The 21,527-nt window shown below is 60.2% G+C and carries 15 protein-coding genes; 4 read left to right on the forward strand and 11 right to left on the reverse strand.

Annotated features, from left to right (window positions below; translation table 11 throughout):
• Positions 1-7: 7 nt before the first annotated feature.
• From cdsA to rpsB, 7 genes are all read right to left on the reverse strand, one after another.
• A complete protein-coding gene (gene cdsA / locus EGY12_RS02665) occupies positions 8-850 on the reverse strand; it encodes a phosphatidate cytidylyltransferase (RefSeq protein ID WP_049198254.1) in 843 nt (280 codons plus the stop codon).
• Positions 851-859: 9 nt separating this feature from the next.
• Positions 860-1,618, reverse strand: coding sequence for a (2E,6E)-farnesyl-diphosphate-specific ditrans,polycis-undecaprenyl-diphosphate synthase (gene ispU, locus EGY12_RS02670; protein ID WP_038878777.1), 759 nt, complete (start codon positions 1,616-1,618; stop codon positions 860-862).
• Positions 1,619-1,895: 277 nt separating this feature from the next.
• Positions 1,896-3,092 (reverse strand): 1-deoxy-D-xylulose-5-phosphate reductoisomerase, encoded by a 1,197-nt coding sequence (gene ispC / locus EGY12_RS02675; protein ID WP_123892485.1) that lies wholly within the window; start codon positions 3,090-3,092, stop codon positions 1,896-1,898.
• A gap of 157 nt (positions 3,093-3,249) precedes the next feature.
• The gene (gene frr / locus EGY12_RS02680; RefSeq protein WP_004931943.1) at positions 3,250-3,807 is read right to left on the reverse strand and encodes a ribosome recycling factor; all 558 of its coding nucleotides are present in this window, start codon (positions 3,805-3,807) and stop codon (positions 3,250-3,252) included.
• Between the two features lie 119 nt (positions 3,808-3,926).
• Positions 3,927-4,652 (reverse strand): UMP kinase, encoded by a 726-nt coding sequence (pyrH, locus tag EGY12_RS02685; protein ID WP_004931940.1) that lies wholly within the window; start codon positions 4,650-4,652, stop codon positions 3,927-3,929.
• Between the two features lie 148 nt (positions 4,653-4,800).
• Entirely contained in the window at positions 4,801-5,652 is an 852-nt protein-coding gene (gene tsf, locus EGY12_RS02690) for a translation elongation factor Ts (RefSeq protein WP_033632247.1), read from the reverse strand.
• Between the two features lie 129 nt (positions 5,653-5,781).
• Positions 5,782-6,507 (reverse strand): 30S ribosomal protein S2, encoded by a 726-nt coding sequence (gene rpsB, locus EGY12_RS02695; protein ID WP_016929891.1) that lies wholly within the window; start codon positions 6,505-6,507, stop codon positions 5,782-5,784.
• 345 nt (positions 6,508-6,852) lie between these two features.
• On the opposite strand from rpsB, the gene map reads away from it, so the two are divergent.
• From map to EGY12_RS02715, 4 genes are all read left to right on the forward strand, one after another.
• Positions 6,853-7,647 carry a type I methionyl aminopeptidase gene (gene map, locus EGY12_RS02700; protein ID WP_004931936.1) on the forward strand — a complete coding sequence of 265 codons (795 nt, stop codon included), beginning with the start codon at positions 6,853-6,855 and terminating at the stop codon, positions 7,645-7,647.
• A 72-nt stretch (positions 7,648-7,719) separates the two neighbouring features.
• Positions 7,720-10,383 (forward strand): bifunctional uridylyltransferase/uridylyl-removing protein GlnD, encoded by a 2,664-nt coding sequence (gene glnD, locus EGY12_RS02705; RefSeq protein ID WP_123892486.1) that lies wholly within the window; start codon positions 7,720-7,722, stop codon positions 10,381-10,383.
• 42 nt (positions 10,384-10,425) lie between these two features.
• Positions 10,426-11,250, forward strand: a complete 825-nt coding sequence (gene dapD / locus EGY12_RS02710; protein ID WP_004931932.1) for a 2,3,4,5-tetrahydropyridine-2,6-dicarboxylate N-succinyltransferase — start codon at positions 10,426-10,428, stop codon at positions 11,248-11,250.
• A gap of 129 nt (positions 11,251-11,379) precedes the next feature.
• The gene (locus EGY12_RS02715; RefSeq protein WP_004931929.1) at positions 11,380-11,769 is read left to right on the forward strand and encodes a DUF3461 family protein; all 390 of its coding nucleotides are present in this window, start codon (positions 11,380-11,382) and stop codon (positions 11,767-11,769) included.
• A gap of 57 nt (positions 11,770-11,826) precedes the next feature.
• On the opposite strand, the gene EGY12_RS02720 is transcribed toward EGY12_RS02715, so the two are convergent.
• From EGY12_RS02720 to EGY12_RS02735, 4 genes are read right to left on the reverse strand one after another with little or no spacing between them, the layout of a single operon-like run.
• Entirely contained in the window at positions 11,827-12,279 is a 453-nt protein-coding gene (locus tag EGY12_RS02720) for a flavodoxin (RefSeq protein WP_123892487.1), read from the reverse strand.
• 33 nt (positions 12,280-12,312) lie between these two features.
• Positions 12,313-13,083 (reverse strand): tRNA pseudouridine(65) synthase TruC, encoded by a 771-nt coding sequence (truC, locus tag EGY12_RS02725; protein WP_123892488.1) that lies wholly within the window; start codon positions 13,081-13,083, stop codon positions 12,313-12,315.
• A gap of 60 nt (positions 13,084-13,143) precedes the next feature.
• Positions 13,144-15,492 carry a penicillin-binding protein 1C gene (gene pbpC, locus EGY12_RS02730; protein ID WP_123892489.1) on the reverse strand — a complete coding sequence of 783 codons (2,349 nt, stop codon included), beginning with the start codon at positions 15,490-15,492 and terminating at the stop codon, positions 13,144-13,146.
• Between the two features lie 49 nt (positions 15,493-15,541).
• Positions 15,542-21,517 carry an alpha-2-macroglobulin gene (locus EGY12_RS02735; RefSeq protein ID WP_123892490.1) on the reverse strand — a complete coding sequence of 1,992 codons (5,976 nt, stop codon included), beginning with the start codon at positions 21,515-21,517 and terminating at the stop codon, positions 15,542-15,544.
• Positions 21,518-21,527 lie beyond the last annotated feature (10 nt).

A 21,527-nucleotide genomic window follows, 5' to 3' on the forward strand; every position in this document is an offset into this window, starting at 1 on the left:
CGACGGATTAAAACACCAACAGCATCAGGCAGGCAAACACCGGCACCGCCGCGGTCAGGCTGTCGATACGATCCAGTATGCCGCCATGACCGGGAATCAAATGACCGCTGTCCTTGATGCCCGCTTCGCGTTTGAACATGCTTTCGGTCAAATCGCCCAGCACCGAAGCCAGCGCGGCAATCACCGAACAGGCCAACAGGGTGGTCGGCACCACGTTCAGTGGCGCATAGCGGCCGAACAGCCAGGAAATGACCGCCGACGTCAGCAGACCGCCGATCAACCCTTCCCAGGTTTTGCCCGGCGAAACCTTCGGTGCCAACTTATGCTTGCCGAACAGCTTGCCGAACATGTAGGCGCCGGAATCCGCGCCCCACACCAGCAGCATCACGTACAGCAGCCACCAGGCGCCGGTATACGGGTTTTGCTCGTAGCCGAACTGACGCAGCGCCAGCATTCCCCAGAAGAACGGCACGATGGTCAGCAGACCGAACAGCAGACGCAGCGGGCGCGAATTGCGCCAGATAGCGGCCGAGCCGGGGTAGAACAGCACCAGCAGCAGCGCCGCCAGCCACCAGGCCAACGACAGCCACAGCGAGCCGCTCACCTGCGGCACGGATTGATGGTACGCGGGGACGCTGAGCATCATCAGCGCCAGCAAGAAACCACACAGTATCGCCAGCCAGATGCGCTGCGGACGGGAGGTAAAACCGGCCAGTTGGCCCCACTCCCAGGCTGCTAACATGCACACGACGAGCGTTACCAGAGCAAAGGCCAGCGGCGGCAACAAGAACAGCGCCGCGATAACGATCGGGATTAAAATCAGAGCAGTTATGAGGCGATACTTCAGCAAAAGTTCTCCCTAGGACGCATCGGCGCCGATAGGTGTTGTTCCCCCGAAGCGGCGCTCACGTTGTGCAAATGCATTCAGCGCACCTTCAAAGACAAGTTCATCGAAATCAGGCCAGAGCACATCAGTAAAGTAAAGTTCAGCATAGGCGATTTGCCACAGCAGGAAGTTACTGATGCGATGCTCGCCACCGGTGCGGATAACCAGATCCACCGGCGCCAGGTCGCTCATGCAAACCCGCTCGCTCAATAATTCCTCGCTGATCTGATCCGGGTGCAACTCCCCCACCCGTACCCGTTCGGCCAGTTCCCTTACTCCCTGAATGATATCCCAACGGCCGCCGTAGTTGGCAGCGATATTGAGCGTCAGACCATCGTTATTTTCCGTCAGTGCTTCAGAACGGCGGATCCGCTCCTGCAAACGCGAGCTGAAGCGGCTGATATCGCCGATCACCCGCAGCCTGACGTTATGTTTATGCAGGCTTTTTACTTCACTATCCAGAGCACGGACAAAAAGCTCCATCAGGGCGGAGACTTCCTGCACCGGACGATTCCAGTTTTCGCTGCTGAAGGCATAAAGCGTGAGTGCATCTAAATGGTTGCTGGCGGCAAAGCTGACCGCGCGGCGAACCGATTTCACCCCTGCTTTATGACCGAAGACACGTAACTTGCCCTGACGTTTGGCCCAGCGTCCGTTACCGTCCATGATAATGGCGACATGGCGCGGCCCCGGGGAAGATGGATTAGCCTCTTGTTGGTTTGCGGACGACATAACTCGTACTTATTTCCTCAATAGAAATATAACTGCCTTTCCGGAACATCAGGCCCTTACGCGCAAAAAAAGCCGTGTGCCCGACACGGCTTTCAGCCTGCCCTCGCGATACCCGGCACTGCCGGGTCGCCATTGGCGCACAGGGCACCAATCGGGCCATAATTCAACGGTATAACCGCTGACAGGTGGCGCAGACTATACCACCTCAGCGGGGCATGAACAAACGGCCCCGCTGCGGCACACGCGAATTACGAGCAAAATCGGATAATCACCGTGATCAACCGCGCAACGAGCGAACGCGCTCCTCGGCAGCGGCGCGCGCCTGGCGGTCAATGTCTAAGACCGCTTCGATGCACGTCGGTTCCTGCAGCGCGAGGCACTCCACCACCTGGCGGTTGACCGCGGCGATGTCGGTAAAGCGAATCTGCTGCTGCAAAAATGCCGCCACGGCGATTTCATTGGCCGCGTTCAGTGCGGTGGTCGCCGCCTGGCCGGCGTCAAACGCTTCGATCGCCAAATACAGGCAAGGATAACGCTCGCGATCCGGTTCGGCGAAGGTCAGCGAACCGATGCGGCAGAAGTCCAGCGCTTCCACGCCGGAGTTCACACGCTGCGGATACGCCATCGCGTGGGCGATCGGCGTGCGCATATCCGGCGTGCCCAGCTGCGCCAGCACGCTGCCGTCGGCATAGCGCACCATCGAGTGAATCACCGATTGCGGGTGCAGGATCACTTCCATTTGCTCGGCCGAGGCGTTAAACAGCCAGCGGGCCTCAATGTATTCCAGACCTTTGTTCATCATGGTGGCGGAGTCCACCGAAATCTTGCGCCCCATCGACCAGTTCGGGTGAGCGCAGGCTTGATCCGGCGTCATCGCGGCGAACTGCTCCAGCGGCGTGGTGCGGAACGGGCCGCCGGAGCCGGTAAGCACGATGCGCGAAACACCATGATCGTCCAGTGAAGAGTATCCCAACTGACGCTGAATGCTCTCAGGCAAACTCTGAAAAATCGCGTTGTGCTCGCTGTCGAGAGGCAGCAGCTGCGCCTGACTTTGCCGCACTGCATCCATAAACAAACGGCCACAGGTGACCAGCGACTCTTTGTTGGCCAGCAGCACCTGCTTGCCTGCGCGGATCGCCGCCAGCGTCGGTAACAGCCCCGCAGCGCCGACGATCGCTGCCGTCACTTGATCGACGTCATCCAAAGCAGCCAGTTCGCAGGCCGCTTGTTCCCCTGCCAATACCTCGGTAGCGACGCCGTTTTCCGCCAGAATGGCGCGCAGCTCGCGCGCAGCGCTTTCATCCGCCATAGCGGCAAAGGCGGGCCGGAATTCCATGCATTGCTGCGCCATGACCGCGACGTTGCGGCCGGCCACCAGTGCTTTGATCGCAAAACGGTCAGGATTTGCCCTGACCACGGCCAGGGTGCTGGTCCCTACCGAGCCGGTCGAGCCAAGAATGGTCAGTTGCTTCATGAGTTCACTCTGAATAACTGTCTGATGAGATCGGAGGTGCTCCAGTGTGGAACCTTGGACACCGCTTGTCCATGATCTTTCAGTACGATGAAACGGGATCTGCGCCACAAAAAACAAAGCGCCGCCCAGGCGACGCTTTTTTTCTGCGCGATGCTGATTAGAAATCCATCAGCTCTTTTTCTTTCTCTGCCAGCGCGGCATCGACCAGCTTGATGTAAGCGTCAGTCATTTTCTGAATCTCGTCTTGTGAACGACGTTCTTCGTCTTCGCTGATCTCTTTGTCTTTCAGCAGCGCCTTGACTTTGTCGTTAGCGTCGCGACGCACGTTACGCACCGCTACGCGGCCCTGCTCGGCTTCGCCGCGCACGATCTTGATGAGATCTTTACGACGCTCTTCGGTCAGCGGAGGCAGCGGAACGCGAATGTCAGAACCGGCGGAAGACGGGTTGAGGCCCAGGTCAGAGCTCATGATCGCTTTCTCAACGGCCTGGCTCAGGCTGCGATCGAACACGTTGATTTTCAGCGTGCGGGAGTCTTCCACGGTCACGTTGGCCAGCTGGCGCAGCGGCGTAGCGGCGCCGTAGTATTCCACCATGATGCCGTCCAGAATGCTTGGCGAAGCGCGGCCGGTACGGATCTTGCTGATTTGGTTTTTGAATGCTTCTACGCTTTTTTCCATGCGTGAATCAGCATCTTTTCTGATTTCATTAGTCACGTTGCAAACCCTTGGAAGCTGGTTACTTGGCAGGCGATACTCAAGTATAGCCCGTAATCGTACTCGGAGAGCGCGCAGCGCCTGGCGTCACGCGCTCCGAAAAAGGGGTGTGAACAGCCTTATTTGCTGATCAGCGTACCTTCATTCTCACCCATCACCACGCGGCGCAGCGCACCAGGCTTGTTCATGTTGAACACGCGGATCGGCAGACCGTGATCGCGGGCCAGCGTAAACGCCGCCAGATCCATCACTTTCAGCTCGCGCTCCAGCACGTCCTGATAGGTTAATTGTTCATACAGCGTCGCATCCGGGTTTTTCACCGGATCTGCGGAATATACGCCATCCACTTTGGTGGCTTTCAGCACTACGTCCGCTTCGATCTCGATGCCGCGCAGACAAGCGGCGGAATCGGTGGTGAAGAACGGGTTGCCGGTACCGGCGGAGAAGATCACCACGCGGTTGTTGCGCAGCAGGCTGATAGCCTCTGCCCAACTGTAATTATCACATACGCCGTTCAGCGGGATCGCTGACATCAGGCGGGCGTTCACATAGGCACGGTGCAGTGCATCACGCATAGCCAGGCCGTTCATCACGGTAGCCAGCATTCCCATGTGGTCGCCCACTACGCGGTTCATGCCGGCTTGCGCCAGGCCCGCGCCGCGGAACAAGTTCCCGCCGCCAATAACTACACCGACCTGAATTCCCAGTTCGACCAGCTCTTTTACTTCCTGAGCCATGCGATCCAAAACGCTGGCGTCGATACCAAAACCTTCTGCACCTTGCAGGGCTTCGCCACTCAGTTTAAGCAGAATACGCTGATATACGGGTTTTGCATTGGTTGCCATGGTGTTCTGTCCTAAGAAGCAGTATTAGTATTGGGGATTTCAGCCGATGAAACGCGCCTGAGGTGAGTATCACGCTGCAGGGCCTGCCACCGGTGTAATTCTGGCTGGATAGTATGGAACCGCCAGACGGCGGTTCCATCGACAGTCATTAAGACTGTTTGCTCATCGCGGCAACTTCAGCAGCGAAGTCGGTTTCGACTTTCTCGATGCCTTCGCCCACTTCGAAGCGAATGAAGTTGGTCACGTCAGCATTGTGCTCTTTCAGCACCTGAGCAACAGATTTGCTCGGATCCATAACGAAAGGCTGACCGGTCAGAGAAACTTCGCCGGTGAATTTCTTCATGCGGCCTTCAACCATTTTCTCTGCGATTTCTTTCGGCTTGCCGGACTGCATGGCGATGTCCAGCTGAACCTGGTACTCTTTTTCTACCACTTCAGCAGACACGTCTTCTGGCTTCACGAACTCTGGCTTGCTTGCCGCAATGTGCATTGCGATTTGCTTAACCAGCTCTTCGTCAGCGCCTTTAGCCGCAACCAGAACGCCGATACGCGCGCCGTGCAGGTAGCTACCCAGCACTTCGCCTTCCAGGGAAGCAACGCGACGAATGTTGATGTTTTCGCCGATTTTTGCCACCAGCGCTACGCGCTCTTCTTCGAACTGTGCTTTCAGCACGTCAACGTCAGTGATTTTGCCGGCAACAGCGGCATCCAGCACTTTGTCGGCGAACGCCTGGAAACCGGCGTCTTTCGCTACGAAGTCAGTCTGGCAGTTAACTTCCAGGATGATGCCGTAGTTGCCTTCGATCTTGGTTTTGATCACGCCGTCAGCAGCCACGTTGCCTGCTTTTTTAGCGGCTTTGATCGCACCGGACTTACGCATGTTTTCGATTGCCAGTTCGATGTCGCCGTTGGATTCAACCAGCGCCTTCTTGCAATCCATCATGCCAGCGCCGGTACGCTCGCGCAGTTCTTTTACCAGGGCAGCGGTAATATCAGCCATTTATTTTTCCTCGGTTATCTCGCGTAGAGACAGTTCTCATTCAGATAAGCAAAGGGGGCCTTTACAGGCCCCCCTAACCAACATATGTCAATACCTGGTTAATAAGGGCTCAGTGATGAGCTTGCCTTATTATTCAGCTTCTACGAAGCCTTCTTCCGCCTGAACGGCCAGATCTTGAGAACGACCTTCACGCACAGCGGCAGCAACAGCAGTCAGGTACAGGTTTACTGCACGGATTGCGTCGTCGTTACCAGGGATGATGAAGTCAACGCCGTCTGGGTTGGAGTTGGTATCAACGATAGAGAATACCGGGATACCCAGGTTGTTGGCTTCTTTGATCGCGATGTGCTCGTGATCGGCATCGATAACGAACAGTGCGTCTGGCAGACCGCCCATATCTTTGATACCGCCCAGGGAGTTTTCCAGCTTGGCCAGTTCACGAGTGCGCATCAGCGCTTCTTTCTTGGTCAGCTTGTCCAGGGTGCCGTCTTGAGACTGGATTTCCAGATCTTTCAAACGCTTGATGGACTGACGAACGGTTTTCCAGTTAGTCAGCATGCCACCCAACCAACGGTGGTTCACGAAGAACTGGTCACAGCTGTTCGCAGCGTCTTTTACCGCTTCGCTTGCTGCGCGTTTGGTACCAACGAACAGGATCTTGCCTTTACGGGAAGAGATCTTGCTCAGTTCAGCCAGAGCGGCGTTGAACATTGGTACGGTCTGCTCCAGGTTGATGATGTGAACCTTGTTACGAGCGCCGAAGATGAAAGGCTTCATTTTCGGGTTCCAGTAACGGGTCTGGTGACCGAAGTGAACACCAGCCTTGAGCATGTCGCGCATGGAAACAGTTGCCATGATTAAACCTCTATAGATTAATTGGGGTTATGCCTCCACGTATCCCATAACGCCGACCCTGGCGGCGACAAGTCACCTCAGGGCACCCCGGCGGATGTGCCGATACGTGTGTGTTATTTACACAAAATGAGTGCAGTTAAAGTATTTTCGGCCAATTCCTGCCAGGTCACAAGAACCAAGTCGCGGATCGCCGGCGCGCTTTATACCATAAACCCGCCGCGGACACCAACTTTTGTTGCTTTGCGCCGGGCATCGGGAAATGAAATTTGGCAGCCCCCGGCCGGGCTGATACCATAAGTCACTGCTTCTTATTGTCGACGATAACGACACCTGCGGACAAATTTCATGGCAATCTCAATTAAAACACCTGATGACATCCAAAAAATGCGCGTGGCCGGCCGCCTGGCCGCCGAAGTGCTGGAAATCATCGAGCCGCACGTCAAACCTGGCGTGACCACCGGCGAACTGGACCGTATCTGTCACGAGTACATCACCAACGAGCAGCAGGCCATTTCCGCCTGCCTCGGCTATCACGGCTTCCCGAAATCCGTGTGCATCTCGGTGAACGAAGTGGTGTGCCACGGCATCCCGAGCGACGACAAAACGCTGAAAGACGGCGACATCGTCAATATCGACGTGACCGTGATTAAAGACGGTTTCCACGGCGACACCTCGAAGATGTTCATCGTCGGCAAACCGACCATTCTGGGCGAGCGCCTGTGTCGCGTCACTCAGGAAAGCCTGTATCTGGCGCTGAAGATGGTCAAGCCAGGCATCCGCCTGCGCACCCTGGGCAAGGCTATCCAGCAGTTTGTCGAAGCCGAGAAGTTCTCCGTGGTGCGCGAGTACTGCGGCCACGGCATCGGCGAAGTGTTCCACGAAGAACCGCAGGTGCTGCACTATGATGCCGATGACGGCGGCGTGGTACTGCAGGCGGGCATGGCCTTCACCATCGAACCGATGGTCAACGCCGGCGACTACCGCATCCGCACCATGAAAGACGGCTGGACGGTAAAAACCAAAGATCGCAGCTTGTCGGCGCAGTATGAGCATACTATTGTGGTCACAGATAACGGCTGCGAGATAATGACGTTGCGCAAGGATGACACCATCCCCAACATCATTACGCACGAGATGTAAGCACCGCGGCGAACGCCGCGTGCAGAATGTCACCAGGCCGGCTTTTGCCGGCTTTTTTATGGGCTGCGCACTATGTCTGACAATCTCCTTCAACCGGCGGCCCCGGCCGTGCCGATGCCGCCTGCCTCCCCCAGTACCTACGGCGACAACGAGCTCACCTGTCCGGTGCTGAAACAGCGGCTGGAACAGTTTCAGCTGTGGCTGGCGGCAGCGTTCGACGCCGGCGCCAGCGCCGAAAGCCTGGTGGCGGCGCGCAGCGACTTCATCGATCGCCTGCTGCGTCGGCTGTGGACCTTCTACGGCTTCGAAGATATCCCGGAAACCGCACTGGTGGCGGTCGGCGGCTATGGCCGCGGCGAACTGCACCCGCTGTCGGACATCGACGTGCTGGTGCTCAGCCAGCGCCGACTAACGGAACAACAGTCGCAGCGGGTCGGCGAATTCATCACCCTGCTGTGGGATCTCAAGTTGGAAGTGGGCCACAGCGTACGCACCCTGGAAGAGTGCCTGCTGGAGGGGTTGGCGGATCTGACCGTGGCCACCAACCTGATCGAATCGCGCATGATCTGCGGCGACGTCGCGCTGTTCCTGCAGATGCAAAAGCATATCTTCAGCGATGGCTTCTGGCCCTCACCGCAGTTTTTTCACGCCAAGGTCAACGAACAGCAGGAGCGCCACCAGCGCTACCACGGCACCAGCTATAACCTGGAGCCGGATATCAAAAGCAGCCCCGGCGGCCTGCGCGACATCCACACCCTGCTGTGGGTGGCGCGTCGCCACTTCGGCGCCACCTCGCTGGACGAAATGGTCGGCTTCGGTTTCCTCACCCAGGCCGAGCGCAACGAGCTGAACGAATGCCAGAGCTTCCTGTGGCGCATCCGTTTCGCGCTGCACCTGGTGCTGCCGCGTTACGACAACCGCCTGTTGTTCGATCGTCAACTCAGCGTGGCGCAGCTGCTGCGCTATGAAGGCGAAGGCAACGAGCCGGTCGAGCGCATGATGAAAGACTTCTACCGCATGACGCGGCGCGTCAGCGAGCTCAACCACATGCTGCTGCAGCTGTTCGACGAGGCCATCCTGGCGCTGGACGCCACCGAGAAGCCGCGCCCGCTGAACGACGATTTCCAGCTACGCGGCGATCTGATCGATCTGCGCGACGAAACGCTGTTCATCCGCGAGCCGCAAGCCATCATGCGCATGTTCTACCTGATGGTGCGCAACCGCGAGATCAAGGGCATTTATTCCACCACCGTGCGCCAACTGCGCCACGCGCGCCGCCACCTGAAGCAACCGCTGTGCACCATTCCGGAAGCGCGCGATCTGTTTATGGCCATTCTGCGCCATCCCGGCGCGGTGTCGCGCGCCCTGGTACCGATGCACCGTCACAGCGTACTGTGGGCCTACATGCCGCAGTGGGGCAAGATCGTCGGGCAAATGCAGTTCGACCTGTTCCACGCCTATACCGTCGATGAACACACCATCCGCGTGCTGCAGAAGCTGGAGAGCTTCGCCGATGCGCAAACCCGGCCGCGCCATCCGCTGTGCGTGGAGCTGTACCCGCGTCTGCCGCATCCGGAGCTGCTGCTGCTGGCGGCGCTGTTCCACGATATCGCCAAAGGGCGCGGCGGCGATCACTCGATCCTCGGTGCGGAAGACGTGGTGGAGTTCGCCGAACTGCACGGCCTCAACTCGCGCGAAACCCAACTGGTAGCCTGGCTGGTGCGCTGGCACCTGCTGATGTCGGTCACCGCGCAACGCCGCGATATTCAAGACCCGACGGTGATCCAGCAATTCAGCAGCGAAGTGCAGAGCGAAACCCGCCTGCGCTACCTGGTGTGCCTGACGGTGGCGGATATCTGCGCCACCAACGAAACCCTGTGGAACAGCTGGAAGCAGAGCCTGTTGCGCGAGCTGTACTTCGCCACCGAGAAGCAGCTGCGCCGCGGCATGCAAAACAGCCCGGATCTGCGCGAACGCGTGCGTCATCACCGCCTGCAGGCGCTGGCGCTGCTGCGCATGGACAACATCGACGAAGAGGCGCTGCACCGCATCTGGAGCCGCTGCCGCGCCGACTATTTCCTGCGCCACTCGCCGAACCAGCTGGCCTGGCACGCCCGTCACCTGCTGGCTCACGACTCCACTCAGCCGCTGGTGCTGGTCAGCCGCCAGGCGACGCGCGGCGGCACCGAGATCTTTATCTGGAGCCCGGACCGCCCTTACCTGTTCGCCGCCGTCGCCGGGGAGATGGATCGCCGCAACCTGAGCGTGCACGACGCGCAGATCTTCACCAACCGCGACGGCATGGCGATGGACACCTTTATCGTGCTGGAGCCGGACGGCAGCCCGCTGGCACAGGATCGCCACACGGCGATCCGCCAGGCCTTGTTGCAGGCCATCACTCAGCGGGAATACCAGCCGCCGCGCGTGCGTCGGCCTTCTTCCAAGCTGCGTCACTTCAGCGTGCCGACCGAGGTGACCTTCCTGCCGACCCACACCGATCGCCGCAGCTACCTGGAGCTGATCGCACTCGACCAGCCCGGCCTGCTGGCGCGGGTGGGCGAAGTGTTCGCCGATCTGGGGCTGTCGCTGCACGGCGCACGCATTACCACCATCGGCGAGCGGGTCGAGGACTTGTTTATCCTGGCCGACGGCGAGCGACGCGCGCTCGATCAGGAAACGCGCAGAAAGTTGGAGCAACGGTTGACAGAGGCCCTCACCCCAAACGATAAAATGTGATACAAGTAACTTTTTACCGACAACATCAGGAAAGAGAACAGCATGCAGCAATTACAGAACGTTATTGAAAGCGCCTTCGAGCGCCGTGCGGACATCACCCCGGCGAACGTAGACACCGTAACGCGCGAAGCGGTAAACCAGGTGATCGGCCTGCTGGACAGCGGCGCCCTGCGCGTCGCCGAGAAGATCGACGGTCAATGGGTCACCCACCAGTGGCTGAAGAAAGCCGTGCTGCTCTCTTTCCGCATCAACGACAACAAGGTGATGGACGGCGCGGAAACCCGCTACTACGACAAAGTGCCGATGAAGTTCGCCGACTACGACGAAGCACGCTTCCAGAAGGAAGGTTTCCGCGTTGTGCCGCCGGCCACCGTGCGCCAGGGCGCGTTCATTGCCCGCAACACCGTGCTGATGCCGTCTTACGTTAACATCGGCGCCTACGTCGACGAAGGCACCATGGTCGACACCTGGGCCACCGTCGGTTCTTGCGCGCAGATCGGCAAAAACGTTCACCTGTCCGGCGGCGTCGGCATCGGCGGCGTGCTGGAGCCGCTGCAGGCCAACCCGACCATCATCGAAGACAACTGCTTCATCGGCGCGCGCTCCGAAGTGGTGGAAGGCGTGATCGTGGAAGAAGGCTCGGTGATTTCGATGGGCGTGTACCTCGGCCAGAGCACCCGTATCTATGACCGCGAGACCGGCGAAATCCATTACGGCCGCGTGCCGGCGGGTTCGGTGGTGGTTTCCGGCAACCTGCCGTCGAAAGACGGCTCTTACAGCCTGTACTGCGCGGTGATCGTCAAGAAAGTCGATGCCAAAACGCGCGGTAAAGTGGGCATTAATGAGTTATTGCGTACTATCGACTAAATTGAAATAGCGGGTGATTCACCCGCTATTTTTTTGTCTGCGTTTCGCTGGCAGTCACAGTCGCAGATCTCGCTTTCCGCCATAATCGCAGTCGTGGAATATAACGATCACATCTAAAGAGGGCGCAGTATGTACGATAACTTGAAGAGTTTGGGCATCAATCAACCGGAAGACGTCGATCGCTATAGCCTGCGTCAAGAGGCCAACAACGACATCCTCAAGATCTATTTCCGCAAAGACAAGGGCGAGTTCTTCGCCAAGAGCGTGAAGTTCAAGTACCCGCGCCAGCGTAAAACCGTGGTGGCGGACAACGCCGGCCAGGGCTACAAGGAAATTCACGAGATCAACCCGAACTTGCGTTACGTGATCGACGAACTGGATCAGCTGTGCCAGCGCGATCAGGTGGAAGTGGATCTGAAGCGTAAAATCCTCGACGACCTGCGCCATCTCGAAGGCGTGGTGTCGCACAAGATTGCCGAGATCGAAGCCGATCTGGAAAAACTCACCCGCGGCAAGTAATGCGGATCGGCTGACCCGCATCATCGCCAAGGCGCCCTTTCGCGGCGCCTTTTTACTTTACGATTGCAGCAGCGTGCCCCACTGTTCGACCCACGGACAGGCGGCCACTTCCGGCTCCGGCTGTTCCATCGCATCGATCTCCAGCACTTCGCCAACGCGGGTCGCGCCCTGCTCTTGCAGCAACGCGTCGAACGCGCGCCCGGCGCCGCAGAAGTTGTCATAGCTGCTGTCGCCGAGGGCGATCAGCCCATAGCGCAGTTCCGGCTGGTAACCAACCTGATCGCGAATGGCGTGGAACAGCGGCGCAATGCTGTCCGGCAGATCGCCCTGCCCGGTGGTGGACGTGATCACCAGCGCGTAGTGTTGGCGATAAAACTGCCAGGCCTCCAGCGTGCCCTCTTCGAACAATGTGACCTCATGGCCCTGTTCGCTGAGGATGTTTTGCGCTTCTTCCGCCACCAGCAGCGAATTGCCGTAGACCGTTCCCACGAAGATACCAACCTGAGCCATGGCTCCTACTCCCTTCATTACCTTTAAAAATTGTCAGCTATCCTGACCGTTAGCCGCGCTAAACTCAACCCCGGCAAGTTCAGGGAATACCCCCGCCCAGCCGAACTGCGCCATCACCCCTTGCCAATCTTCGTCCCAGCGCGCCGTCACCCGCAGCGGTTCGCCGGTCACCGGATGCGTCAGCTGCAGATGGCTGGCGTGCAGCATCAGGCGCGGGCAGCCGAAATGCTGCGCCATACCGCGGTTCTGCCGCAGATCGCCGTGTTTGCTGTCGCCGATGATCGGATGGCGAAGATGCGCCATGTGGCGCCGCAGCTGGTGCTTGCGGCCGGTTTCCGGCTGCAACTCCACCAGGCTGTAGCGCGCGCTGTCGTAGCGGCCGACGGCCACCGGCATCTCTACCTGTGCCAACGGCCGGTAGTGCGTCACCGCCGGCTGAGGCCCCTTGTCGGCATCGGCATGTTTATCGGCGATTTTGTCCAGCTCCACCGTCAGCGGGTAATCAAGGGTCGCCCCCTCCTGCACGTAACCGCGCACCACCGCATGGTAGGTTTTCTGCACCTGATGCTGCTCGAACTGCTGTGACAGCAGGCGCGCCACCTCGCTGGAGAGCGCCATCAGCAATACGCCGGAGGTCGGGCGATCGAGACGGTGCACGGTAAAGACGTGCTGCCCGAGCTGATCGCGCACCGTCTGCATCATAAAGCGAGTTTCATGACGGTCCAGCCAACTGCGGTGCACCAACCAGCCCGACGGCTTGTTCACCGCCACCAGGTGTTCATCCTGATACAAAATCTCAATCACATCGCTTTCCCAGGTAAATAGCCGTTTCGGGCGCGAGTATAACAGGCGTGCGGCTCAGCGCTAGTTCACCCATTCGATGGTCACCAGGCGCGTATCGGCGCGGCCGCGATCGTCCACCGCCCGAATGCGGTAGCGCCCGTTGTTGATCGGCCGCCAGTCGATCGGCTTTTTGCTGGCGCTGCTGCCGAGATAGATATCGTCGACGAACCAGTACACCGTCTTGCTGTCGGCGTCCGTCACCGCGTTGAAGGCGATTTTATCCCGCCCTTGCTGCGACTGGCGCAGGGTATAAGTGGTGTTTTTCAGCGGCGAAGTGATGCGCGGCGCGTTGCCGCCGACGGCGATGCCGTTGTCCTTGCAGCGGTTGACCGGCGGCGTGCGCTTCGGCAGCCCGGCCTGGGCGAACACGTTGGCCAAATCGGAAGGCCAGAACTCAAAGATTTCGGTGCGGGTCTGCGCCGCGTCATACGGCGGGCAAACGACCTCGCCGCTGTGAATATCCAGCACCACCGGCCGGTAAACGCTGTCGACCTTGATCGGCGACTTGCCGGGAATGAACCAGGTCTTGCCCTTCTGCTGGCACCACGGCGTCGGCAGATCGCCGCTGGCGAGACAGATGTCCACCCGCCGCAGCCGTTGGGGGAACGGGTGCTTCGGTTCCCGCAGGCCAGGGTAGCTGGCGTTCACGCTGTCGATGATGTTGAAGAACAGCGGCGCTGCCGCCTCGGCGCCGACCAACGCATTGTTGCCGCGTCCGTCGAAGTTGCCCTCCCACACCACCAGCACGTAAGGGCCGAAAATCCCGACGCTCCAGGCGTCGCGAAAGCCCCAGGAGGTGCCGGTCTTCCAGTACACCGGCAGCGAAGAAGAACGCTGTGCCAGCGTATCGCCCGGCCGCCGGTGCTGGCGCAGCATATCCAGCGTGATGAAACTGGCCTCCTCGCTCAGCAGCCGAACCGGCGTCGATTCGGCCTCATTCAGCTGCATACGAAGCGGCCGCAGCTCGCCGCGGTTCGCCAGCAGCGCATACAGCTTCGCCAATTCCTGCGCCGTCACCTCGCCGCCGCCCAGCACCAGCGATAGCCCATAGTGGCTCTCATTGGCCATATTGGCCACGCCGGTCAGGCGCAAGAACTGATAAAAGGTCGGCTGACGCAGCTGCGAGGCGACATACACCGCCGGAATGTTGCGGCTGAAATTCAGCGCATCGGTGGCGGTCACCGGACCGAGAAAACGCCGGTCGAAGTTTTCCGGCGCATAGGCGCCGAACGACGAAGGCACGTCTTTCAGGATGGTCATCGGATGCAGCACGCCCTGCTCCATGCCCAGCGCGTAGATGAATGGCTTCAGCGTCGATCCCGGCGAACGCTTGGCGTTGGTGCCGTTCACCTGCCCCTGGATCGGCCGATTGTAATAGTCCGCCGATCCCACCAGCGCGCGCACCCCCATATCGCGGCTGTCCACCAGCAGCACCGCGGCGTTTTGGATGCCGCGGCTGCGGTTGCGGGCGATAAACGCGTTGACCTGCCGCTCGACCAGCCGCTGCAAGCCGGCGTCCAGCGTGGTGTCGACACGGGTATCGCGCTGCACCAATTGCTGCGTCTGCTGGCGTAGCTGTTCAATAAAATGCGGCGCGATATAGGGCACTTGCTCAGGCTGCCGCAGCGCCAGCGGCAGGCGGAATAGCGTTTGCTGGCTGGCATCGGTCGGGTAAACCCGCTGCCAGCGCTGAAACAGACGGTTGCGCGCCTGCGTCAACGCGGCGCCGAGCACACCGGTTTTCGGCTCCAGACGGTAGCTGGGTGACTGCGGCAACACCGCCAGCGTCAGCGCCTCCGGCAGGGTCAACGCCTTCGGCGACTTACCGAAATAGATCAGGCTGGCGGCACCGATGCTTTCGATGTTGCGGCCGTAGGGGGCGTAATTCAGGTAGGCTTCCAGGATATCACGCTTGGAGTAACTGAGTTCCAACTGCACTGCGCGCAATACCTGCAGCAGCTTGCCGCCTGGCGTGCGGGTGTTGAGATGCCAGCGCATGCGCGCCAGCTGCATGCTGATGGTCGATCCGCCCTGCATTTTTCCGCCGGCGACATAGCTGCGCCAGAAGCCGCGCATCAGGCTGACGGGGTTAAAGCCGGGGTTGTAGTAGAACCAGCGGTCTTCGTGCAGCAGCAGCCCGTGCACCGCCAGCGGCGACACCTGCTCCAGCGGCGTCCACAGCCGGTAGCGGTCGTCGTTGGCCAGCGTGATGCGCAGCAGCGCGCCGTGCCTGTCGTAATAGACGGATGACTGCGGCAGCCCCTGCCACAGGGGCGGGTGCGGCCACAACCGAATCGCGGTCAACAGCAGTGCCAGTAAAAACACCGCCATCAAACCGTTTTGCAGCGCACGCCCGGTCAGGATCCTCATAGGTTCTCACCGCCCCGGCGCCAGACGCTGGCCTGGCGCCGGATCCGGCCTAGTCGCTGCCCGCCGGCACCACCACCAGCTTGCCGCCGCCAGCCGACATGGCCTGTACTTCACGGTCATACATGGCTTCGCCGTACGCCGGTGGAACAATAAAGCTGCCGGTATTGGTGGCCTTGATCTGATAGACGAATTCCTGCACCTCGGTGCCGGCGCTGCCGTAGATAATCACCCGATCTTCACGGATATCGCTGTAATCCGGCGCCCAGGTGGAGCCGGAGGCGGCCAGCGGCGACTGCCAACCGCCGCGTTCGTCGCTCTCCTCGCCGGCATCGGCCGGTTCCGGCGGCGTCTGCTGCACCACTTCGAACCCGCCCGGCAGCAGATCGACGATCGCCAGGTTGCTCTGCCCTTCTTTCGAATTGGCTCGCACCTTCAGATGGACGTTGATCTTCTGCCCCAGCGTCACCTGCGTCACCGGTTTGCCCTGTTCGTCGGTGTAATCGCGGACGATCTCAATCCCGCGTGACAGCGCTTTTTGCGGCGCATTCAGGTCGTAACCGGCCTGCGTCACCACATACCAGGCCGGCGCATTGCCGCCGTTGGTGAAGCGCACCGCAGTGGCATCGGCGTTGAATTGCCCCTGAACGAACATCCCCTGCAGCTCACTGATGCGCTGCTGCTCGCCGCCGGCTTTGCCCACCTGCGCGATGCCCAATGCGTCCGCATTGGCGGATTGCGCCGCCACCTGAGTCGAGTAGCTTTCCAGCGCCAGAATGCTCATCGCGGAGGAGTAGGTGGTATAACGCTCTTCTTTCAGCGCCTTGACCATATTCTCCAGCACCTGCGGCGGGATCGACGCCACCTTCTCCGGGAAGTGACGGGTAATCAGATACAGCCGCGTCGCATCCTGCACCAGCGGATCAAAATAGTTCTGCGTCCACCAGGCGCTGTCATACGCCTTGCTCAGCTGCTGCCAGCTCGGTTGCAGCAACGCGGCGGCTTCGTCGTCCATCTTCAACAGGCGATAGGAAGAGGCCAGATACAACGCGCTCAGATCGGTTTTCCACCCTTCGCCATAGCGTTTTTGCAGCGTATCCTGCACCGCCGCCAGCGAGTTGGTGGTCACTTCGCCCTGCAGCGTCAGCAGGTAAACCGCCCAGCTGCGCAGGCGCAGCAGATACAGATCGTCGAAACCGCTGGCCGCCAGCTCGCGCAATGCGCCGTTGGCCTCGTCCAGCATGCCTTCCGGCAGGGCGTAGCCCGCCGCTTTGGCTTCGAGCAGATACTGCACCACATAAGGCGTGACGAAAGGATCGGCATCCGGCGACGAACGCCAGGCGCCGATCGCTCCACTGTCGTTCTGGCGCGCGCGCAGCACGCCAAGCAGGTTGCGCAGCTGCTTGCTGACTTCCGCCTGGCTCAGGCTGCTTTTCATCTCTGGGTGGCGGCTCTGCAGCATCAGCGGAATGGAGCGGCTGACGATCTGCTCGGAACAGTAATACGGGTAATCCGCCAGGTATTGCGCCAGCCCGCTGGTCAGCACCAGCGGCGAATTCGACACCGCAGCCCGACGCTGCGCGAAAGCGTCGAACATCTGGCGCAGGCCATCGACGTTCTGGCTGCTGCCGCTCATGCGCCCCATCACCGACTGGGTACGGTACGGCGCCGCCGGCCGCACCGAGGTGCTGACGGTGCGGCGGCTGGCCTGGTCGCCGTAACGGGCGTCGAACACCAGCGGTGCATCGCCCAGCACGGATTTGGCACGCAGGCGGAAGGTGATCACGCCTTCGCGTTTTTCCGCCAGCGTCAGGCTTTGCGTCGCGTTGCCCACCACCTCCAATTGCGGCGGCGGCGTCAGCAGAATGTTGATGGCCACCGACTGGCCGTTCAGCCCTTCGAGGTTGTTGCTGACGCCCACGCTGACGTCGAACTCGTCGCCCGGCGCCACCATCGCCGGCACGTTCGGCGTCATGATGAAGTTGTCGCGCACCGTGGCGGCAGTTTGCGCCTTGCCGATTTTCTCCGGCGTCACCGAAATCGCCATCACGCGGATTTTACCGTTGAAGTAGTCCGGCACCGGGTAGACGAACTGCTTCTCGCCGCTGACTTCGGTAATGCCGGACCAATAGGCCACCGGCTTGTCGCGCTTGCGTTTGAACGGGTTGAGGTTGAGATCCAGCCCTTCGCCCGCATCGCCGCCCGGCGCTGCGGTCAGCGCCATCAGCTTGCTGAACTCCGGCAAGATGAGATCGAGGATCTGAGAGCTGCTCACGTTCAGTTCACGCTTGCTGAAGAAGAACTCCAACGGATCCTTCAGGCGGTAACGCGCCACCTGCAGAATGCCCTCATCGACGGCGAACAGCGCCACCTGCTGCGGCGCGTCGGTCTTGACCGTCATCGTCAGGTTTTCACCCGGCTTGATGACCTCCGGCGCCGTCACCTCGAGGCTGTTTTGGCGCGCCTTGGTGCTGATCTTGAACGGCATCACGCCATAGCTCAGCGGGCTCATGAAGATTTCGCTGGAGTTGATGTCGCGCACGAACTGCACGTTGATGTAGCCGTTGCCCTCCATGCCGGCCGGCACGCGGATCTTCTGCACCGAGCTGGTGGTGTCGGTATGGAACCATTGCCAGGCGTAAACCTTGTCCTTCTCAATGGTGATCAAGCCGCTGCCGGTATAAGGCGCGTTGATCGCCACCTCGATCTCTTCACCCGGCTGGTATTCCGCCTGGTTCAGTTTCAGCTTCAGTTCGGCGTTGCGATCCAGCGAGCGGCTCAGGTTGGCGTTACCGGCCACGCTGTAGGCGACGCGGTTGAGCGTCTTGCCCTGCGCATCTTCGATCACCAGCACGAAATCACCCGGCTTGTCTGTCGCCAGCCGCAGATCGGCGCCCTGCGCGCTCAACCCCAGCGGCTGTTCCGCCAGCTGCACTTCCTTCATCTTCGACTGGTATTTGTAAACGCCCGAATCCTGTTTGGTCAGCACTGAAATGTATTTCTGCTCGATCAACACCTGTTTCAGGTTTGGCATGGCGATCTGTTTCAGGTTCGGATCGATGGCGATCACGTTCAGATGCCGCTCCGCGTCGCGGTTGATGTAACCCAGATCGCCGTCCGCCTTCACGCCGATCAGGTAATCGTAAGGCGAAACCAGCGTGCGGGCGGTAGCCGCCACGGAACGCCCGCCGCCGGCGACGAACGCCTCCGACAGTAGCTGCAGCTGATAGGTGGCGTCGGCATAAGATTTCAGATCGAGCGGGATATCGGCCGCGCCGTGCTCATCGGTGGTGCGATCTTCCAGCTCGGTTTCGAACCCGTCGCTGTTTTGCCGGTTTTCATAGAACGCATAATCCGGGAAGCGATCGAAGCTCGGATACATCGGCCGCAGCGTCAGCCTGGTGGCCACGCGGCGATCCTGCGCCGGGGTGCCAAACAGGTTCTGCACATCGATGCTGGCCTTCAGCTCAGACGGTTTGACCCAGCCTTGCTGACGGTTCGGCGTCAGCGCCAGCTTCACTTTCAGCTGATCCGGCTCGAACTCCTTCACATTAACCGCAGTATGGCCGAGCAGCGTGGAGGTATCGTTGTTTTTGCCGATCAGATACAGATAGACGTTCCACTCGCCGGTGGGCGAATTTTCATCGGTGGTATAGCTCAGCTCGTTGAAACCGCTGGCACCCAGCGTCAGTGGCACGGTGGTCATCAGCTTGTCGCGCGGATCGCGGATTTCGGCGCGCACCGGCACGCCGGCCAGGCCAACGCCCCAGTCGGCGGCGCGGGTGATCAGGCCGATGTTAAAGGTATCCCCCGGCCGATAAACGCCGCGATCGGAGAACAGGTAACTGCTGAGCGTGCGCGGATCGGTCGGCGTTTGTTCACCGGCGACGTCGAAGCGCGAGAAGTCCAGCCCGCGGTCGTTATAACTGCCGGTCGGCAGGAAGGAAACATCCCCTTCCTTTTCCACCAGGAACATCACCGGCTGGCGCTCGTTGGTGTACACGTCGAGCGCCGGGAAACGCACGTGGCCGTCGGCCCCGGTGGTTTGTCTGAGCAGCGTCACGCCGTTTTTGGCCACTACCGACACGTTGGCGCCGCTGACCGGCGCGCCGCTTTGGATCGACTGCACGAAGACGTCGCGCGTCTTATCCTGCGAGCTCTTGGCGACGATGCCCAGATCGGTCACCACCACAAAGCGCGAATCGCCGACGTCGGGCTGCTCATCCCCGGTGTTCTCGTCCGGTTCCTGTTCTGGCTCGGCGCCCGCCTCTTCCGCCGCCGGTTTCCGGTTCGGCTGCCATTCAGACAGCGTCAGCAGGAATACCCCTCGATGGGAACTGGCGTTGGTGGAGAGATAACGGGAGAGATCGATGCCCTGATAGTTCACTTCCCCTGGCCGCTCGTTGTTGAGCGCCGTCTGGTATTTGAAATGCTCGGTGAAGTATTCGTCGTTGAGCCGGTTGAATTCCGTGGACGAATATTCTCGGCTTTTGAAGGAGACGATGTGCTGCAGCTGGCTTGGGATCACCCGTTTGATGTCCAGCCGCAGGCCCGCTACGTTACGCGCCGCCACGCTGATCTGTTTGTCGCCGTTGACCGACAGCAGCGAACCCTGGGACATGAACTGCAGCGATTTCGGGAACTCCGGCACTTCGACCACGCGGTAAACCTTCTTCGGCATTTTGTAACCGCCGACGGAGACCAGCTGATTGTCTATCTCGAGCAGCACGAAGCGGTGCGCCGGGGCTTCAAAACGGAAGCTGAACTGCGGTTGGTAGGCCTCTTCCGCCTCGTTAAGCGTCAACGGCAGTGGAGTCGCCATCGTCAGCATGTTTTTACCGACGCTGTCGACCGTCCATTGATAGAAATCTTCGGCATCGTTGGCGGTCTCGGCATCGCTCGGATCGTGCTGCGGCAGCAGCCAGGCTTTGGTAGCCCGTGCCAGCTCTTTATCCTTCACCGCATCGCTGAAACCGACCACCAACGCACGCTGCCCTTGGCCGCCATCGGTATCCACGACCTGGGCGCTGGCGTCGCTCAGCGCCAGGCTGTACAGCGTCGGTACTTTGACCCAGTTGCTTTTCGCCTCTTCGACCGCATTGCCGACCGCCGTCGATTTAACGCCCTTGCCGACGGTCAGATGCACCGCGCCGCCCTGGTCCAGCGCCTGCAGCGGCTCGGAATGCACCCAGGCGTTCAGCTTTTTCTCGTCATAGACCAGAGAGAAGTTCAGTTTTTTCTCGGAGGAAGTACTGCCTTCCTTCAACCCCAACGAAATCTGTTTTTCAAAGCTGGCGACATCGACCGGCGCGTTGAACTGCAAATTGAAAATCGCGCTGCGTTTCTGCGCATCTTGCGGATCGCGATAATACTCGGCCTGCCCCAGGCGGTAATCGAACGCGGGCACGGTGAAGGCATAACGGGTTTTGGCGAGCTTGACCTGCGGCGCCAGCAAGGTGGCGGGCTCAAGGGTCACGTCATATTTCGCGCCCATCGGCAGCGGTTTCTTCGGCGTGAACACCAGCGTCGACTCATTGTTCCACGTCCACTGCCCTTCCGCCGTCGGCTTCAGAGTGATGCCGGCGCTCACGGTTTTACCCACTGCGGTTATCGGCGCGACCGATCCGCTGAAGGTCAGACTGACCGTTTGCGGCACCTGCCGGGCGGCGGTGTAATCTATCGGCGCGGGGTTAGCCAGCTCGGCACTGACCTCCTGGATCACCATCGGCGCAGGCTCGATAGGCTGGGGCCGATTTTGCCACCAGTGCCAACCGTAAAACGCGCCGCCCGCAGCGCCTGCCAGCAGCAGCAAACCCAGACCGATCGCTTTCGGGTGTTTATCCACGCCGTTTTCGAGCCGCAAAAAACCGCGCGGCAGCGCAGCCCACCAGGCCGGCGCGCGCCAGCTGAGGTTGCCGACCAGCGGTCTCAGCAACCGCCCCAACAGCGACAACGCCCCCCCCAGCAGGCGGCAAACGCCTTTAACCAGGGTAAAAGGCAAACGCAGGATAAACCTTAATAAATCCATTACTGCAGCA

The organism is Serratia sp. FDAARGOS_506, from assembly GCF_003812745.1.
In the GTDB taxonomy this organism is placed as follows: Bacteria; Pseudomonadota; Gammaproteobacteria; order Enterobacterales; family Enterobacteriaceae; genus Serratia.

Excerpts from the sequence above, each read along its gene's own strand:
- ispU (WP_038878777.1), bottom strand. The coding sequence starts at position 1,618 with ATGTCGTCCGCAAACCAACAAGAGGCTAATCCATCTTCCCCGGGGCCG.
- ispC (WP_123892485.1), bottom strand. The coding sequence starts at position 3,092 with ATGAAGCAACTGACCATTCTTGGCTCGACCGGCTCGGTAGGGACCAGC.
- pyrH (WP_004931940.1), bottom strand. The coding sequence starts at position 4,652 with ATGGCAACCAATGCAAAACCCGTATATCAGCGTATTCTGCTTAAACTG.
- tsf (WP_033632247.1), bottom strand. The coding sequence starts at position 5,652 with ATGGCTGATATTACCGCTGCCCTGGTAAAAGAACTGCGCGAGCGTACC.
- rpsB (WP_016929891.1), bottom strand. The coding sequence starts at position 6,507 with ATGGCAACTGTTTCCATGCGCGACATGCTCAAGGCTGGTGTTCACTTC.
- map (WP_004931936.1), top strand. The coding sequence starts at position 6,853 with ATGGCAATCTCAATTAAAACACCTGATGACATCCAAAAAATGCGCGTG.
- glnD (WP_123892486.1), top strand. The coding sequence starts at position 7,720 with ATGTCTGACAATCTCCTTCAACCGGCGGCCCCGGCCGTGCCGATGCCG.
- dapD (WP_004931932.1), top strand. The coding sequence starts at position 10,426 with ATGCAGCAATTACAGAACGTTATTGAAAGCGCCTTCGAGCGCCGTGCG.
- EGY12_RS02715 (WP_004931929.1), top strand. The coding sequence starts at position 11,380 with ATGTACGATAACTTGAAGAGTTTGGGCATCAATCAACCGGAAGACGTC.
- EGY12_RS02720 (WP_123892487.1), bottom strand. The coding sequence starts at position 12,279 with ATGGCTCAGGTTGGTATCTTCGTGGGAACGGTCTACGGCAATTCGCTG.
- pbpC (WP_123892489.1), bottom strand. The coding sequence starts at position 15,492 with ATGAGGATCCTGACCGGGCGTGCGCTGCAAAACGGTTTGATGGCGGTG.
- EGY12_RS02735 (WP_123892490.1), bottom strand. The coding sequence starts at position 21,517 with ATGGATTTATTAAGGTTTATCCTGCGTTTGCCTTTTACCCTGGTTAAA.